Below are 16,337 nucleotides of genomic sequence, written 5' to 3' on the forward strand. Positions count from 1 at the left end.
GTTGGGGTCAAGCGCCGGCCGGTATGATGCCTTGGCGTTGCTTGGGCCAACCGCGAGTGGAAAGACCGATCTTGCACTGGCCTTGGCGGAGCAGGGTCCGGTCGATATCGTCAACATGGATTCGGCGCAGGTCTATCGCGGCATGGATATCGGTACGGCCAAGCCCGAGCTTGCTGTGCGGCAACGTATCCCGCATCACCTCTTTGACGTTGTGGATCCGGCTGAAGCCTATTCAGCGGGCCGTTTCGTTGAAGAGGCGCAGGCGGTCATTCGGGCCATCCGGCGAGCCGGTCGCATTCCGCTCTTGGTCGGCGGCACGTGGCTCTATTACCGGGCGCTGCGCGACGGCTTGGCGCCCTTGCCTCCTGCAGTGCCCGGAGTGCGGGATAAACTCGCTGAGCGCGCAGCGCATCTTGGATGGCCATCGCTGCATGCCGAGCTTGTGCGCATCGATCCGGCAGCAGGCCAGCGGATTCACCCTCATGATGCCCAGCGCATCCAGCGGGCCTTGGAGGTCTGGGAAGTGACCGGTATTCCGCTGAGCGTGCATTGGACGCGCGCGCGTCACCAGGGGCTCGCCCTGCGCACGCTGGTGCTGATACCGGATCATCGCGATTGGCTGCATCGGCGCATTGCCCAGCGATTGGAGGCGATGTTCGCTGCCGGATTCGTCGAGGAGGTGGCTGGCCTGCGCGCACGATCCGATCTGCATCCCGATCTTCCGGCCTTGCGCGCAGTCGGCTATCGGCAGGTCTGGACCTGCCTGGACGGACGATTGCCTCGCGAGCGGTTGTTTCAGGCTGTTCTGGAGGCGACGCGGCAGTTTGCCAAGCGGCAGATCACCGCGATGCGTCCGCTGACGGCCGTGGATATGCTGGATCCCGCTGATGAGACAGCCAGAACCAGGGCGGTAGCGGATTTTCAGCGGCGTTTTGAATCACTTGGATAAACGCATGTAATGTCAAACATGCTATGATTTTCAGGCGCTCTGGACGGGAGCGGTAGGGCTGGGTCCCATAATCATTATTTTTAATCTACGCGGCGCCGCCCGGCCCGAGGCGGGCGACCATAATAACAATGTTGGAGTGATATCATGGCGAAAGGACAGTCTTTGCAGGAGCCTTTCCTCAATGCGTTACGCAAAGAGCGTATCCCCGTCTCGATTTACCTGGTCAACGGGATCAAGTTGCAGGGGCACATCGACTCGTTCGATCAATTCGTGGTTCTGCTGAAAAATACGGTGAGCCAGATGGTCTATAAGCACGCCATTTCGACGATCGTTCCTTCGCGCAATGTCAAGTTGAGTGAGCCGGATGGTGCAGATGCCGGCGCCAGTGATGGGAATTTTTGATTCTGACTGAGTCTTCCTGAGCGGGGCGCCGATGTTCGAACGCCCCGTTATCGATCCGCGGTGTGTGCTGGTCAGCCTCGATATCGGCATACGAGATCCTGCTGTGCACCTTGAGTTCGAGGACCTCGCGTGTTCCGCCGGGGCCCAGATCGTCGCGCGTGTCGGCGGCCAGCGGGTCACGCCCGAACCGAAGTACTTCGTCGGGACCGGCAAGGCCGAGGAAGTTCGGGCCAAGGTTCAGGAAACCGGTGCGGGTCTGGTTTTGGTCAACCATCCCCTGTCCCCCAGTCAGGAGCGCAATCTGGAGGCACTGATCCAGTGCCGGGTCCTGGATCGAACCGGCTTGATTCTGGATATCTTCGCCCAGCGTGCTCGTTCCTTTGAAGGCAAGTTGCAAGTCGAACTCGCGCAGTTGCGCCACCTGGCGACCCGGCTGGTGCGCGGATGGTCGCATCTGGAGCGCCAGAAGGGCGGGATCGGCTTACGGGGGCCGGGAGAAACCCAGCTCGAAAGTGATCGCCGTCTGTTGCGTGCCCGGGTGGCCCAGCTGGAGCGCCGCCTATTGCGCGTGGGCCGGCAGCGCAGCCAAGGCCGAGCACTGCGCCAACGCAGCGCTGTTCCCACGGTGGCGCTGGTCGGGTATACCAATGCGGGAAAATCGACGCTGTTCAATGCGATGACCGGCGCGCAAGGCTATGCGGCAGACCAGCTCTTTGCCACGCTCGATCCGACTGCGCGCCAGTTGGATCTGGGTACGCTGCGGGTGGTGGTGGTCGACACCGTCGGGTTCATTCGGGATCTGCCGCATGAGCTGGTGGCTGCATTTCGGGCTACGCTGGAAGAAACCCGTCAGGCCGACCTTCTGCTGCAGGTGATCGATGCGTCGGATGACGAAGCGGATTCGCAGCAGATTGCAGTGAACGAGGTACTGGACCAGATCGGCGCGGGAGAAATTCCCAGATTGTGTGTCTTCAACAAGATCGACTTGGCGGGTTGGCCGAATGCGATGCGGGAAGATGCCGCAGGCCGGATCGTGCAGGTGGATGTATCCGCCCATACCAGCGCGGGGCTGGATGGGTTGCGGACCGCAATTCGCCGGCACTTCCAGGGCGTGAGTCACCGCCACTGGCTTCGGCTGGATCATGCCGAAGGCGGAACGCGGGCGCGTCTGTATGCGGCGGGCGCCGTATGTGATGAGCGCGTCGATGAATCGGGATGGCTGCTGGAAGTGGATGCCCCTCCTGCTCGTCTGGCGGAGCTGGTGCAAAAGCCCGTGGACGACATGGGCCTGGTTGCCCCTGCGGCGGGTCATCCCTAGAATGCCCCGGGCTGGCTCGCGGCGGGCAAGCAGCTTCTAAACCTACGGTGGGAGAGGGTTTTCATGGCGTGGAATGAACCAGGTGGACGCGACCCCTGGGGCGGACAGAATCGCAACTCGGGTGGTCCGCCCGATTTGGATGAGCTCCTCAAGAAACTGCGCCAGCGCCTGCCGAGTTGGGGTTCCGGCGGAGGTGGCGGCAGCGCCGCCGGGCTCGGTCTGTTACTCGCAGGCGTCGCCGTGCTGTGGCTCCTGTCCGGGCTGTATATCATCGACCCGGCCGAACGCGGGGTCGTGTTGCGGTTCGGCGAGTTCGAGCGCATCACCACCGAGGGTCCGCGGTGGCATTTGCCCTATCCCATCGAGCGTGTGCAGAAAGTCAATGTCGACAGCATTCGGACCAGCACACACAAAGGCCTGATGCTCACGCGAGACGAGAATATCGTCAATGTGGAAGTCGCCGTGCAGTACCGGGTGGGGAATGCTCGCGATTTTCTGTTCAATGTCCGAGAGCCCGAGGGTACGCTGCGGGATGCCACGGTCAGCGCGGTGCGTGAAGTGGTGGGCACCAGCACGATGGATTTCGTGCTCGGCGAGGGACGCAGCGAAGTCGCGTCGCGGACGCAGAGTCTGTTGCAGACGACGCTGGACAGCTATGGTGCGGGTCTGGTCGTGACCTCGGTCAATCTTCAGGATGCGCAACCGCCCGAGCAGGTGCAGTCGGCGTTTGAGGATGCCATCAAGGCGCGTGAAGACAAGCAGCGCATCATCAATGAAGCCTATGCCTATGCCAACGCGATCGTGCCCGAGGCGCGCGGTGCCGTGGCCCGGCAGATGGAGGAGGCGCAGGCCTATCGCGAGCGGAGGGTGGCTGAAGCGCAGGGGGAAAGCGATCGCTTCCTCGCATTGGCAAGCGAATACCGGAAGGCGCCGAATGTAATGCGTGAGCGTTTGTACCTCGAGACCATGGAAGAGGTGCTGCGGCTCAATCCGAAGATCATGGTGAACAACAACGGCGGCAGCAATGTGATGTACCTGCCCTTGGACAAGTGGCTGAAACAAGCTCCTGAGCTTGCGGCGCCGTCCTCAGCGGGAACAGCGCCCGCAGATCCGGCGCGAGGAACGCCGCGAGAAACGCCGTCGAGATATGAGCGCAGCAGTCGTGGGGTGGTGCGATGAGAGGACTGGGCATGACGGCTGGCGCGATCGTGCTGCTGGCCTTGTTGATGGGATCAAGCGCCTTTTACATCGTGGATATCCGTGATCGGGCCATCCTGCTGCGTTTGGGCGAAATGGTCGAAACCAATGTCTCGCCGGGGCTGCATCTCAAGGTGCCGCTGATCGACAGCGCCCGTATTTTTGATGGCCGTCTGCAGACCCTCGATATTCCGCCGGAGCGGTTTCTGACGCAAGAAAAGAAAAACCTGATCGTGGATTTCTACGTCAAGTGGCGGATCGACGATGTCGCGCGCTATTACCGCGCGACCGGCGGCAATGAGTTCGTTGCTGCGCAGCGGCTGGAGCAGATCGTCAAGGATGGTCTGCGCAGCGAATTCGGTCGGCGCACGGTGCAAGAGGCGGTCTCCGGGGATCGGGCCAATCTGGTGGAAACCATGACCACGTTGGCGACACGCCAGAGCAGCGAACTGGGGATTGAAGTCAAGGAAGTGCGGATCAAGCGTATGGATTTGCCCAATGAGGTGAGCAGTTCCGTCTTCGCCCGAATGGAGGCCGAACGCGCGCGAACGGCGCGCGAGCTGCGCGCGGAAGGCGGCGAAGCGGCCGAGGCTGTTCGGGCCGAAGCAGATCGTCAGCGTGAAGTGATGCTGGCCGAAGCCTATCGCGACGCCGAACGTTTGCGTGGTGAAGGCGACCGGCTCGCCGCAGAGGTGTTTGCTGAGGCGCACCGCACCGCCCCCGAATTTTACGCATTCTACCGCAGCCTGCAGGCCTACCGTCAGGCTTTTGCGGAGGGCGATACGACGATGGTGCTCTCCACCGAGGAAGGGTTCTTCGATTATTTCAGATCGTTGTCCAAGGCACCGGCTTCACCTGCCGGGCGCTGAATCGACATGGCGCAGGAGTTGATTACGGCGCTCGGTCTGGTGCTGGTGCTGGAGGGGGTGCTGCCCGTCGCGGCGCCGCGTTTGTGGCAGCGCGGATTGGCACAGCTCAGCAATTTGCCGCCGGCCATGGCGCGGATTCTCGGTCTGGTCAGTCTGGTGGTCGGCTGGCTGATCGTGCGCGCCGAGCAGTGAGATCAGGAGCATTGACTCGATGAGCATCGAAAATCGCTGGCTCCTGCCCGAGGCGGTGGTGCAGGTTCTGCCGCCCCATGCCCGAGCAATCGACTTGCTGGGGCGTGCGATCATGGACCTGTTGTGGTCGTGGGGTTATGACGCCATCGATCCACCGTTGATCGAGTATCTCGAATCGCTGTTGACGGGCACCGGCCGCCATCTCGATCTGGAAACCTTCAAGTTGACCGATCAATCGACGGGCCGCCTGATGGGCGTGCGTGCGGACATGACCTCGCAGGCTGCCCGGATCGATGCTCAGGTCTTGCGGGGAGAAGGTCCTCGCCGACTGTGCTATCTCGGGCCAGTCCTGCATACGCGCGCCGATGGCCTCAGCGGTTCGCGTTGTCCGCTGCAGGTCGGGGCCGAGTTGTTCGGCGACGCGAGCACCCACAGTGATCTCGAGATCATGTCACTTATGATCGAGACCTTGGGGTGCGCCGGTATCACCGATCTGCATCTGGATTTGGGTCACGTTGGCATTTATCGCGCGCTGGTGCACGATGCGGGACTGGACGGGCAGGACGAACGCCGTCTGTTCGATCTGATTCAGCGCAAGACCATGCCGGAGCTGCGCGAGTTTCTGGACGCGCATTCCATGTCGCGGGACCTGGCGGGCTGGCTGTGGGCGTTGCCCGATCTCAATGGGCCACAGGACATCTTGCCACGAGCGCGTGCAACGCTGGCGGGCGCCGGTGAGGGCGTGGAGCGGGCATTGAAGGAGCTGGGGCACCTCGCCGCGTGTATCGCGACGCGTTATCCCGAGGTCACCGTTCACCTGGATCTGGCTGAGCTGCGCGGTTACGACTACCACACCGGTATGGTGTTTGCGGCGTTCCAGGCGGGTCGCGGCCAGGATTTGGCGCGAGGCGGTCGTTACGACCATGTGGGCGAGGTCTTTGGTCGTGCCCGCCCGGCGACCGGCTTCAGCGCCGACGTGCACGTCTTGTACGATGTCGGCCGGACGCATGCCGAGCGCTCAACGGCGGCGATATGGGCCCCGGCGGCCGGCCGGGACAGCGCATTGGAAACGGCGGTTGCGGCCTTGCGTCATCAGGGCGAGCGAGTTGTGCGCGCATTGGGAGAAGATCATACGACGCAGCCATGCGGGCTGCAGATCGATCGCCATCTCGTGCTGCGCGACGGGCAATGGCGTGTGGAAGCGTGGAATTCGTGAACCATCCACCGCGATGGGGCGGGGACTGCATAGAAGGACATCATGGGTAAGAACGTCATCGTGATCGGCGCCCAGTGGGGTGACGAAGGCAAGGGCAAGATCGTTGATCTCCTGACGGAGCGCTGCGCCGCAGTGGTGCGCTTCCAAGGCGGGCACAACGCCGGCCATACCCTGGTCATCGACGGTAAGAAGACGGTCCTGCATCTTATCCCGTCCGGCATCCTGCATGACGGTGTGCAGTGCCTCATCGGCAACGGCGTTGTGGTATCCCCGCCGGCGCTGTTGGAAGAGATTCAGACGCTGGCCGAACAAAACGTCGATGCGCCTGCACGTTTGCGCATCAGCCCCGCGTGCCCGCTGGTCTTGCCGTCCCATGTCGCCTTGGACCGCGCGCGAGAACAGGCCCGCGGCGCGTTTGCCATCGGTACCACCGGCCGCGGCATCGGTCCGGCCTATGAAGACAAGGTTGCCCGACGTGGGGTGCGGGTGGGCGATCTGTTTCACCGGGAACGGCTGGCCGCCAAGCTTGGTGAGCTGCTCGACTACCACAACTTCGTGCTGCGCCATTACTACAAGACGGATGTGGTCGATTTCCAGGAGATCCTGGAATCGCTGCTCATCGTGGCGGAAACCCTGAAGCCGATGGTGATCGACGTATCGGCACAGATCAGCCGGTTGCACCAGGACGGGCAGAACGTGCTGTTCGAGGGCGCTCAAGGCGCGTTGCTGGACGTGGACATGGGGACGTATCCCTACGTGACCTCGTCCAACACTACGGCTGGGGGCGCCGCCACGGGTTCGGGCGTCGGCCCTGCATCTTTTGACGACATTCTGGGGATCGTCAAGGCCTATACCACGCGTGTCGGGGCTGGCCCCTTCCCGACTGAACTGTTGGATGAGAACGGCAGCCATTTGGCGCAGCGCGGGCATGAGTTCGGCTCCACCACAGGACGTCCGCGTCGCTGCGGCTGGTTCGACGCACCCGCTTTACGCCGGAGTGTGGTGATGAACAGCCTTACTGCATTGTGCATCACTAAGTTGGATGTCTTGGATGAGCTCGACGCCATCCGCATCGCGGTTGGTTATCGGGTGGACGGCGAGCCGATGGATTCTCTGCCGATCGGCGCAGAGGCGGTTGCCGACTGCCAGCCGATCTACGAAGAAATGCCCGGCTGGCGCGCCAGCACCTTGGGTTTGCGCAGTTTGGATGAACTGCCAGGGGCCGCGCGTGATTATCTGCGCCGCATTGAAGAAATCGTTGGCGTGCCCGTGGACATGATTTCCACCGGCCCGGACCGGAATCACACCATTGTGTTGCGTAATCCGCTGGATTGAGCGAGCGAGGGTCGTCGTGACCTCGCCCACGAAAAAAGGCTTTCCATTATGGAAAGCCTTTCTCCTTGAAATTCAGGTGGTGCCGAGAAGAGGACTTGAACCTCCACGGGGTTTCCCCCACTAGTACCTGAAACTAGCGCGTCTACCAATTCCGCCATCTCGGCCCTGCGGTCCGGCGCGTACAACACCATCCCGTGGGCTGCGAACTTTAAGACTCCCCAAAGCGGTTGTCAACGGGCACAATGCCCAACCTTGGATAAGAATTTTTCTGATGGACATCTTGAATGGCTGAAGCTGACTGGCAATCCCGTGATCCCCACTACGAGCAGGAACGTCTGAAGTATCCCGAGCCCGCGCCCAGCCGGGAATACCTTCGTATGCTCCTGAGCGAGGCCGGAGAGCCGCTGAGTCGCGAAGCACTCATCGAACGCGGGGGGATCTCCGGCGCTGAGGCCCTGGAAGGTGTCGAGCGGCGGCTGATGGCCATGGTTCGCGACGGCGAGCTGGCGATCAATCGCAAAGGTGCCTATGGCCTGGTCGAACGCATGCACTTGGTGCGCGGTCGTGTCATCGCTCATCGCGACGGCTTCGGGTTCCTGGTTCCCGAGGATGGGGGCGACGACATCTTCCTCCCGGCTCGGCAAATGCGCGAGTTGTTTCATGGCGATCGCGTCTTGGTGCGCATCCGCGGTGAGGATCGGCGAGGCCGCCGCGAAGGCGTCGTGGTCGAGGTTCTTGAGCGCCACACCCAGCAGGTGGTCGGGCGATTTTACCGGGAGCAGGGTGTCGGCATCGTCCTGCCGGAAAATCCCCGGTTGACACATCAGGTGGTCATTCCACCCGAATGGCAGGGCGAAGTCAGTGATGGTCAGATCGTCGTCGCCGATATCGTCGAGCCGCCGAGCAAACGTGGCCCGCCGCTGGGCCGAATTCGCGAAGTGCTGGGTGAACACATGGCGCCCGGCATGGAAATCGAAATCGCCATCCGCAGCTACGGCATTCCCGCGCGCTGGCCGGATGCGGTGGAAGCGGAATGCACGCGGTTCGGGACGCGGGTGAATCCAGCCGACAAGGCTGGACGGGTGGATCTTCGCGGTATCCCACTGGTTACGGTCGATGGGCCGGATGCGCGCGACTTCGACGATGCGGTATTTTGCGAGCCGGGCCAGGACGGCGGGTGGCGCCTGCTGGTGGCCATTGCCGATGTCGGGCACTACGTGCGTCCCGGCGACCCGCTGGACACCGAGGCGGCCGAACGGGGGAACTCGGTGTATTTCCCCCAACAGGTCGTGCCCATGTTGCCCGAAGTGCTCTCCAACGGGTTGTGCTCCATCAATCCGCGGGTGGACCGGCTCTGCATGGTTTGTGCGCTGGAAATCGACTCGGCAGGCGAAATCAATCGGTTTCGTTTCTTTGAAGGCGTCATGCGTTCGGCACGGCGTTTGACCTACGACGAGTTCGCCCAGGCCGCCATCGAACGCGATGCGCAGACGCGTGAGCGGTTCAAGGCACTCACTGACCATCTGGATGACCTGAATAGCCTCTACCAGCTGTTGCGGCAAGCCCGCGAGCGACGCGGCGCGCTCGATTTCGGCAGCGCGGAAACGGTGGTCGAATTCGGTCCGGATCGCAAGATCTCGCGCATCGTTCCGTTCCTGCGCCATGATGCCCATCGCATGATCGAGGAGTGCATGATTGCCGCCAACGTGGCGGCGGCGCGTTTCCTTAGCGAGCACCGGATCCCCGCGCTGTACCGGGTGCACGCACCGCCTTCGACGGAGCGGCTCGAAGAGCTACGCGCCTTCCTCGGTGGATTCGGCTTGTCGCTGGGAGGTGGCGATAAACCCACTCCGCAGGATTACTCCAAGGTCCTTTCGGCGCTGGAAACGCGCGAGGATCGCCACCTGATCGAGCCGGTTCTCCTGCGTTCGCTCAGCCGCGCCGAATACACCGTATCCAACGATGGACACTTCGGTCTGTCGCTGGCGGCCTATACCCATTTCACCTCACCGATCCGGCGCTATCCGGACCTGATCGTCCATCGCGGTATTCGGCACGTCCTGCAGGGCGGGACGGTGGACAACTATCCCTTGACCACGACAGAACTCGAACGAATCGCCGAACAATGCTCTCTGACCGAACGGCGCGCCGATGAGGCGACCCGGGATGTTGCGGACTGGCTCAAGTGTGAATTCATGCTTGAGCGTGTCGGCGAAGTCTTCGAAGGCCGCATCAACGCGGTCACCGGGTTCGGGCTGTTCGTGCTGCTCGATGAGGTTTTCGTCGAGGGTCTGGTTCATGTGACCTCGCTGTCGAACGACTACTATCAACACGATCCGATCCATCATCGCCTGCGCGGCGAGCGTAGCGGGCACATCTACCGGCTCGGCGATCGGATCCGGGTGCGCCTGATCCAAGTGAATCTCGATGAACGCAAAATCGACTTTGAACTCGCCCCTCCGGAAAAGGGCCAAGAAGCCGGCGATGGCACCGAGGCCCGAGCCCAAAAGCGCAGAGTCTCCGCACGAACGGCATCCGAGTCCAGCGAAAACGGCGAAAAAGGGAAACGTCGCCGGCCCCGCAAGCGACGCAAGGTCAAAGGCAAGGAAAAGAAGGGCTGACTCGTCCCAAGAAAGGGCTGCCGAGCGGACGCCCGCGGGTACGCAGGGTGTGTTTGGGCTGCATGCCGTCCTCGCACTGATTGAAACCGAGGCCGATCGGGTGCGCGCGATCTGGGTCCAGGACAGCCGCCGGGAGGATCGGGTGGCGACGGTCCTGGCACAGGCGGCGAGCCGTGGGATCACGGTCGAGGTGATGCCGCGGCGGACGCTGGACGCGCGCCTGCCTGGCCTGCGTCACCAAGGGCTGGTGGCCTGGGCCATCCCGCCCGCCCGCCTGGGGGAAGCGGATCTGCAGGAACGCCTGTCGGCATGGGGTGAAGCGCCGTTGCTGTTGGCGCTGGACGGCGTTCAGGACCCGCACAATCTCGGCGCCTGTCTGCGCACGGCCTGGGCGGCGGGTGTTCAAGGGGTAATCGTCCCGGCCGATCGGGCCGTCGGGCTGACGCCGGTGGTGCGCAAGGTCGCCGTCGGCGCGGCCGAGCATGTGCCGCTATTCCAGGTCACGAATCTGGCGCGGACCTTGCGCATGCTCGGGGACGCCGGTTTCCGCATCCTCGGCGCCGATGCCCATGCCGAGGAAAGCCTGTATCAGGCTGATCTGTCCGGTCCGCTGGTGTGGGTGCTCGGCGCCGAAGGCAGCGGCTTGCGGCGTCTGACGCAGGAAGCCTGCGACCTGCGCGTCACCATCCCGCTGGATGCCGCGGCCGAGAGCCTGAACGTGTCGGTTGCCGCCGGCGTCGTGCTGTTCGAAACCCGCCGCCGGCGTTTGACAGCGGACTGAGTGGTTCGCCAGGGGCTGGGGCGACGCCCCATCAGCGCTCAAGCTGTCTTGACCGACGCCGATTGAAGTTGCTGGGACGGCGTTGATCCGCCGGTTCAGCCGCTTCGATCGGGGAGACGCGAAGGTCATGCACTGCGCAGGAAACGGCCTCGACATGCCGGACGCATTCCCGTGCGAGGCATTCACGCGGTACCGGGAAGCGGCGCGACGTGTGCTGGAAACGCCGTATGGCTCCGATGCTCAGAAGGAGTTCGGGGGCGCGTCCAACCTGATCGCCTGGCGTTTTCGCGCCTGTGACGAGGATTGGCGGGCCTATCAAAACTGGTTTGTGGTATCGGAAACGCAATCGTCCTACGAGGCGAATTTCCGCTGCGAGCGCGCCCTGTTCGGTATGTTCACCAGCGGTGTTTCGTGCATCGAGGCCATGACCTATTCGCTGGCCGCGCTGGCCAGTCATCCGAACATCCTGTCGCTGCCGTTCGATGCGCAGCGCCAGCGTGCGTGCAATCCGTCACGGCTTGCAGACTGGCTGCAGCCCCATGCCGCGGCCAGCAGGCTCGAACGCGCCTTGCGAGACTTGGTTGCTGCGGCTGAGTGGTCCTTCTGGGTTGAATTCCGCAACCGCATGACCCATCGCGGCAATCTGCCGCGCATCATTCCAGTCAACATGGGCGCCCCCACACCGCCCGCCCAGTCGCTCGACTTCGGCGGGACGTCGAGCACACCGGTCATCCGCATGGATACCGCCGACGTCGAACTGCGGCTTGGATGGCTCGCCCGGACCCTGTGCGTTCTGCTCGAGCAGGGCGCCGATCTGGTCGATGCACACGCCCCATCTCCCGCCTGATGTAAGGCTCGCCACGAGAGCGGGCAATCAGTGATAGCCGGCGCCGGGGCGGACCTTGCCGCGAAACACCCAGTAGTTGTAGGCGGTGTAGCCCAGGATCAACGGCAGCAGGGCGACCGCGCCGATGAGCAGAAAGCCCTGTGAAGCCGGCGGCGCGGCGGTTTCCCAGAGCGTGAATGCGCGTGGCACGGTATACGGCCACAGGCTCACGGCCAGACCGAATGCACCCAGCCCGAACAGGATGATGGTGAGGACGAACGGCGCGCGGGTGGCGTGGCGGCGCAAGGCCCGCCATAACATCCAGCCCACCGTTGCCGTCAGTAGCGGAATGGGCAACAGCCAGAACAGGTTGGGCAGACTGAACCAGCGCCGGGCGACTTCAGCCGACATGAGGGGCGTGGCGATACTGACCATGGCGATCCAGGCCAGCACCACGAACATCAGAACCTGTCCGGCTTCGAACGCCCAGCGCTGCAGATCGCCTTCGGTCTTCAACGCCAGCCAGCAGGCCCCGAGCAGGGCATAGCCGCATACCAGCGCAAAGCCGGTCATCAGGCTGAAGGGGGTGAGCCAGTCCATGACATTGCCGGTAAACCGGTCGCCGGTCACCTCGATGCCTTGGATGAAGGCTCCGAGCACCGCACCCTGGAAGAACGCGGCCAGCACCGATCCCAGGTTGAAGGCCACATCCCAGACCCCCCGGCTGCGTTCGGCCTTGAATCGGAACTCGAAGGCGACGCCGCGGAAGACCAGCGCGAACAGCATGAACAGGATGGGGATGTACAGGGCCGTCATGAGCAAGCCGTAGGCCTTGGGAAAGGCCGCGAAGAGGCCGCCACCCGCGAGCACCAACCAGGTCTCGTTGCCGTCCCAGTGTGGCGCGATGCTGTTCATCATCAGATCCCGTTCCTGGTCGGTTCGCCCCCACGGAAACAGGATGCCGATGCCCAGGTCGAAGCCGTCCAGGATCACATAGAGCATCAGTCCCAGACACAGGACCCCGGCCCAGACCAGCGGAATCCACACCGTTGCATCCATCGACAGCACTCCTTCACTCACATCCAGGCCGTGCGGGGCGGCTCGGCGTATACGGGCGCGGCGTCGGGTGCCTGCGGGCCTTGTCGGATGAGTTTCGACAGGTAGTAGAGATAGGCCAGAAGCAGGGTTCCATAAACCGCGAAGAACAGGGACAGCGTGGTCAGGATGGCGCGTGCCGGGACGTCCGAGATGGACTCCGATGTGCGCATCAATCCTTCGACGATCCACGGCTGACGGCCGGTTTCGGTCACGATCCAGCCGGCCAGCGTGGCAATGAAGCCGAGCGGGGCGCTGACCATGCAGAGCAGTGCGTAGCTCCGGCTGCTGTACAGCGTGCCGCGCCAGCGCAGCAGCAGTCCGAGCGCGCCGAGCAGGAGGAACCAGAAGCCCAGTCCAACCATGATGCGGAAACTGAAGAAAACAATCGGCACCAGAGGTCGATCGGTCGGCTCAACCTCCTTGAGACCCAGCACGGTCCCATCCGGATCATGCTGGAGAATCACGCTGGCCAGCTTCGGAATCGCGATTTCGAAGTGATTGCGTTCGGCGGCCATGTCCGGCCAGGCAAACAGCAGCAACGGCGCGCCGGCGGTGGTTTCCCACAGGCCCTCCATGGCGGCCACCTTCATGGGTTGATCCCGTTGCACCTGAAGACCGTGCAGGTCGCCCATGACGATCTGCAACGGGGCCAGGATCGCCAGGGCCAGGGTGGCCACCGAAAACGCCGGTCGGGCCACGGTGGCGGTGCGAATGTCTTGCAGATGCCGGGCCGATACCCCGGCCACGACGAGCGCCGTGGTCAGGAAGGAGGCCAGCAGCATGTGGGGAAAGCGATAGAAGAAGGATGGATTGAAAATCACCGCCGGCCAGCTTTCGACATGAAAGATGCCGTCCACCAGGCGATAGCCCGCCGGGGTGTGCATCCAGGAACTGGCCGCGAGAATCCAGAACGCCGAGATCATGGTGCCCAGTGCCACGATGCAGGTCGCCAGGAAGTGCAGCCGTGGCGGTACGCGATTCATGCCGAACAGCATGACGCCGAGGAAGCTCGCTTCCAGAAAGAATGCGGTCAACACCTCGTAACCCAGCAACGGACCAAGGATGTTTCCCGTGACTTCCGAGAAGCGGGCGAAATTGGTTCCGAACTGATAGGACAGCACCACGCCCGACACCACCCCCATGCCGAAGGAAAGCGCAAAGATCTTCACCCAAAAGCGATAAAGCGCCAGATAGGCCGCGCGTCCGGTGCGCAGCCACATGCCCTCGACGATGGCCAGGAACAGGGCCAGTCCAATGGTGAGGGTGGGGAAGAGGATGTGGAAGCCGATGGTCAGGGCAAACTGCAGCCGGGCCAGGATGACGGGATCGAAGGACATGCGTATCTCCGCGCTCCGTTGGGATGTTCAGGGGATGGCGAGCGCCGTTTCCTCGGCAGGATTGAGGCTCTTCCTGAGCAGCACACGCTAGCATAACGCAGCGAGTGACGCGGAGGCGGTGATGCGACCTGATGCCGCATAGCAGTGGTGATTGGGTTGTGGCATAATAAGGACCAATTTAGTCCCCATTCCACCGGAGGATCCATGCTCCGGATCGGCAAAATGACCGATTATGGTGTTGTGGTCATGACGCATCTGGCTCGTCGTCCGGCGATCATCCAGACCGGGCCGGAGATTGCCGCGGCGTGCCGCATTGCCCTGCCGACCGTCAGCAAGCTACTCAAGTCGCTGACGCGCGCGGGTTTGCTGGTTTCGGTGCGTGGGGTCTGCGGCGGGTATCATCTGGCGCGCGATCCACGACAAATCAGCGTACTGGATGTCATTGCTGCACTTGAGGGGCCGCTGGGCCTGACCGAATGCAGTCGGGTCCCTCAGAGCTGCCCGCAGGAGGGTGACTGCAGCCTGTCCGGGCATTGGGATCTCATCAGCCAAGCCGTGCGGTCTGCGTTGCGCGGTGTCAGCCTGGCCCAGATGGCGAGCCCCATGCAAACTGTGCAATGGCATCAGACGCAGGGCCTGCCGGTGGTGGCGTCCTCACCATGACCCCCGTTTTTACCTGAAGGAGTTCCCGACATGGCATCGAGCAAGGATGATCTGGAACGCCTGCTCACGCGCGATTATGTAGCGGGTTTTGTCACCGACATCGAATCGGATACGGTTGCGCCGGGTCTCAGCGAGGCGGTGATCAGGCTCATCTCCGCGAAAAAGGAGGAGCCGGCGTTTCTGCTTGAATGGCGGCTCGCGGCCTACCGGCACTGGCTGACCCTGCGTGAGCCACGGTGGGCGAAAGTTGCGTATCCGCCCATCGACTATCAGGCCATTTCCTATTATTCGGCGCCGAAATCCCGCGCCGATGCGCCCAAGAGCCTGGACGAAGTGGACCCCAAGCTGCTGGAGACCTACGAGAAACTCGGGATTCCGCTGCACGAGCGTGCGCGCCTGGCCGGCGTGGCTGTAGATGCGGTGTTCGACAGCGTATCAGTGGCGACCACCTTCAAGGAGAAGCTGGGCGAGGCCGGGGTCATCTTCTGCTCGTTCTCCGAGGCGGTGCGCGAACATCCCGATCTGGTGCAGCGCTATCTCGGCACGGTGGTGCCGCATACCGACAACTTCTATGCGGCGCTGAACGCGGCGGTGTTTACTGACGGGTCATTCGTCTATATTCCGCCAGGCGTGCGCTGCCCGATGGAGTTGTCCACCTATTTCCGCATCAACGCCGCCAATACCGGCCAGTTCGAACGGACTCTGATCATTGCCGATGCCGGTGCTCACGTCAGTTACCTGGAGGGCTGCACGGCGCCCATGCGCGATGAGAACCAGTTGCATGCGGCGGTGGTGGAGCTGGTGGCGCTGGACGATGCGACCATCAAGTACTCCACCGTGCAGAATTGGTATCCGGGCGATGAGCAGGGGCGCGGCGGAATCTACAATTTCGTGACCAAGCGAGGGGACTGCCGGGGCGATCGCTCGAAAATCACCTGGACCCAGGTGGAAACGGGTTCGGCCATCACCTGGAAATATCCCAGCTGCATCCTGCGCGGCGCGGATTCGGTCGGCGAGTTCTACTCGGTCGCGACCACGAACAATCACCAGCAGGCCGATACCGGCACCAAGATGATCCACATCGGCCCGAACACGCGCAGCACTATCGTGTCCAAGGGGATTTCGGCGCTGCACGGCCAGCAGACCTATCGCGGTCTGGTGAAGGTGTTGCCGAGCGCGGAGGGCGCGCGCAACCACACCCAGTGTGATTCATTGCTGATGGGGGATCGCTGCGGCGCCCATACGGTTCCCTATATCGAAGTCAAGAATCCCACTGCGCAGGTGGCGCATGAGGCGACCACCTCGCGTATCGGTGAAGATCAGCTGTTTTATTGTCGTCAGCGCGGCATTAGCGCCGAGGATGCCGTGAACATGATTGTCAACGGCTTCTGCAAGGAAGTGTTCCAGGTGCTACCCATGGAGTTCGCCGTCGAAGCCCAGAAGCTGCTCTCCGTTTCGCTCGAAGGCGCCGTGGGCTGAAGCGCTTTTTTTCTCAACCAGATAGGCGCCTTGGCGCCTCGGGAACCGAAGATT

15 protein-coding genes and 1 tRNA gene are annotated in these 16,337 nt (G+C 62.8%); 13 read left to right on the forward strand and 3 right to left on the reverse strand.

The window, feature by feature from the left end; all coding sequences use genetic code 11:
* Nucleotide 1: 1 nt before the first annotated feature.
* The 8 genes from miaA (at nt 2) to E4680_RS10065 (ending at nt 7,478) form a co-directional block, all read left to right on the forward strand.
* The gene (gene miaA / locus E4680_RS10030) at nt 2-949 is read left to right on the forward strand and encodes a tRNA (adenosine(37)-N6)-dimethylallyltransferase MiaA (RefSeq protein WP_240696181.1); all 948 of its coding nucleotides are present in this window, start codon (nt 2-4) and stop codon (nt 947-949) included.
* 144 nt (nt 950-1,093) lie between these two features.
* Nucleotides 1,094-1,351, forward strand: a complete 258-nt coding sequence (gene hfq / locus E4680_RS10035; protein WP_135282274.1) for an RNA chaperone Hfq — start codon at nt 1,094-1,096, stop codon at nt 1,349-1,351.
* 31 nt (nt 1,352-1,382) lie between these two features.
* Entirely contained in the window at nt 1,383-2,669 is a 1,287-nt protein-coding gene (hflX, locus tag E4680_RS10040; protein WP_135282275.1) for a ribosome rescue GTPase HflX, read from the forward strand.
* A 63-nt stretch (nt 2,670-2,732) separates the two neighbouring features.
* Nucleotides 2,733-3,848: an FtsH protease activity modulator HflK gene (hflK, locus tag E4680_RS10045; protein WP_135282276.1), complete on the forward strand. Its 1,116-nt coding sequence runs from the start codon at nt 2,733-2,735 to the stop codon at nt 3,846-3,848.
* A gap of 11 nt (nt 3,849-3,859) precedes the next feature.
* Nucleotides 3,860-4,735 carry a protease modulator HflC gene (gene hflC, locus E4680_RS10050; protein ID WP_240696182.1) on the forward strand — a complete coding sequence of 292 codons (876 nt, stop codon included), beginning with the start codon at nt 3,860-3,862 and terminating at the stop codon, nt 4,733-4,735.
* Between the two features lie 6 nt (nt 4,736-4,741).
* Nucleotides 4,742-4,927: a DUF2065 domain-containing protein gene (locus tag E4680_RS10055; protein WP_135282278.1), complete on the forward strand. Its 186-nt coding sequence runs from the start codon at nt 4,742-4,744 to the stop codon at nt 4,925-4,927.
* Between the two features lie 19 nt (nt 4,928-4,946).
* The gene (locus E4680_RS10060) at nt 4,947-6,143 is read left to right on the forward strand and encodes an ATP phosphoribosyltransferase regulatory subunit (RefSeq protein WP_135282279.1); all 1,197 of its coding nucleotides are present in this window, start codon (nt 4,947-4,949) and stop codon (nt 6,141-6,143) included.
* 42 nt (nt 6,144-6,185) lie between these two features.
* The gene (locus E4680_RS10065; protein WP_135282280.1) at nt 6,186-7,478 is read left to right on the forward strand and encodes an adenylosuccinate synthase; all 1,293 of its coding nucleotides are present in this window, start codon (nt 6,186-6,188) and stop codon (nt 7,476-7,478) included.
* Between the two features lie 77 nt (nt 7,479-7,555).
* On the opposite strand, the gene E4680_RS10070 is transcribed toward E4680_RS10065, so the two are convergent.
* Nucleotides 7,556-7,642, reverse strand: a tRNA-Leu gene (locus tag E4680_RS10070).
* A gap of 120 nt (nt 7,643-7,762) precedes the next feature.
* Between E4680_RS10070 and rnr the strand changes: the two genes are divergently transcribed.
* The 3 genes from rnr (at nt 7,763) to E4680_RS10085 (ending at nt 11,727) form a co-directional block, all read left to right on the forward strand.
* Entirely contained in the window at nt 7,763-10,099 is a 2,337-nt protein-coding gene (gene rnr, locus E4680_RS10075; RefSeq protein WP_135282281.1) for a ribonuclease R, read from the forward strand.
* A gap of 49 nt (nt 10,100-10,148) precedes the next feature.
* Nucleotides 10,149-10,880, forward strand: a complete 732-nt coding sequence (rlmB, locus tag E4680_RS10080; protein WP_135282282.1) for a 23S rRNA (guanosine(2251)-2'-O)-methyltransferase RlmB — start codon at nt 10,149-10,151, stop codon at nt 10,878-10,880.
* A gap of 154 nt (nt 10,881-11,034) precedes the next feature.
* A complete protein-coding gene (locus E4680_RS10085) occupies nt 11,035-11,727 on the forward strand; it encodes a hypothetical protein (RefSeq protein WP_135282283.1) in 693 nt (230 codons plus the stop codon).
* A gap of 27 nt (nt 11,728-11,754) precedes the next feature.
* Here E4680_RS10085 and cydB read toward each other — a convergent pair whose 3' ends face one another.
* A complete protein-coding gene (gene cydB / locus E4680_RS10090; RefSeq protein ID WP_135282284.1) occupies nt 11,755-12,765 on the reverse strand; it encodes a cytochrome d ubiquinol oxidase subunit II in 1,011 nt (336 codons plus the stop codon).
* 17 nt (nt 12,766-12,782) lie between these two features.
* A complete protein-coding gene (locus E4680_RS10095; protein WP_135282285.1) occupies nt 12,783-14,141 on the reverse strand; it encodes a cytochrome ubiquinol oxidase subunit I in 1,359 nt (452 codons plus the stop codon).
* 204 nt (nt 14,142-14,345) lie between these two features.
* On the opposite strand from E4680_RS10095, the gene E4680_RS10100 reads away from it, so the two are divergent.
* Together E4680_RS10100 and sufB are read left to right on the forward strand one after the other, a co-directional pair.
* Nucleotides 14,346-14,804, forward strand: coding sequence for an SUF system Fe-S cluster assembly regulator (locus E4680_RS10100; RefSeq protein WP_135282286.1), 459 nt, complete (start codon nt 14,346-14,348; stop codon nt 14,802-14,804).
* 30 nt (nt 14,805-14,834) lie between these two features.
* Complete coding sequence (sufB, locus tag E4680_RS10105; RefSeq protein ID WP_135282287.1) at nt 14,835-16,283, forward strand: Fe-S cluster assembly protein SufB; 1,449 nt, start codon at nt 14,835-14,837, stop codon at nt 16,281-16,283.
* The last annotated feature ends 54 nt before the right edge of the window (nt 16,284-16,337 follow it).

Source organism: Candidatus Macondimonas diazotrophica (assembly GCF_004684205.1).
In the GTDB taxonomy this organism is placed as follows: domain Bacteria; phylum Pseudomonadota; class Gammaproteobacteria; order UBA5335; family UBA5335; genus Macondimonas; species Macondimonas diazotrophica.

Coding starts and splice junctions, on each gene's coding strand:
- cydB (WP_135282284.1), bottom strand. CDS start 12,765: ATGGATGCAACGGTGTGGATTCCGCTGGTCTGGGCCGGGGTCCTGTGT.
- E4680_RS10095 (WP_135282285.1), bottom strand. CDS start 14,141: ATGTCCTTCGATCCCGTCATCCTGGCCCGGCTGCAGTTTGCCCTGACC.
- E4680_RS10100 (WP_135282286.1), top strand. CDS start 14,346: ATGCTCCGGATCGGCAAAATGACCGATTATGGTGTTGTGGTCATGACG.
- hflK (WP_135282276.1), top strand. CDS start 2,733: ATGGCGTGGAATGAACCAGGTGGACGCGACCCCTGGGGCGGACAGAAT.
- hflX (WP_135282275.1), top strand. CDS start 1,383: ATGTTCGAACGCCCCGTTATCGATCCGCGGTGTGTGCTGGTCAGCCTC.
- E4680_RS10055 (WP_135282278.1), top strand. CDS start 4,742: ATGGCGCAGGAGTTGATTACGGCGCTCGGTCTGGTGCTGGTGCTGGAG.
- hflC (WP_240696182.1), top strand. CDS start 3,860: ATGACGGCTGGCGCGATCGTGCTGCTGGCCTTGTTGATGGGATCAAGC.
- sufB (WP_135282287.1), top strand. CDS start 14,835: ATGGCATCGAGCAAGGATGATCTGGAACGCCTGCTCACGCGCGATTAT.
- rnr (WP_135282281.1), top strand. CDS start 7,763: ATGGCTGAAGCTGACTGGCAATCCCGTGATCCCCACTACGAGCAGGAA.
- E4680_RS10085 (WP_135282283.1), top strand. CDS start 11,035: ATGCCGGACGCATTCCCGTGCGAGGCATTCACGCGGTACCGGGAAGCG.
- E4680_RS10060 (WP_135282279.1), top strand. CDS start 4,947: ATGAGCATCGAAAATCGCTGGCTCCTGCCCGAGGCGGTGGTGCAGGTT.
- E4680_RS10065 (WP_135282280.1), top strand. CDS start 6,186: ATGGGTAAGAACGTCATCGTGATCGGCGCCCAGTGGGGTGACGAAGGC.
- hfq (WP_135282274.1), top strand. CDS start 1,094: ATGGCGAAAGGACAGTCTTTGCAGGAGCCTTTCCTCAATGCGTTACGC.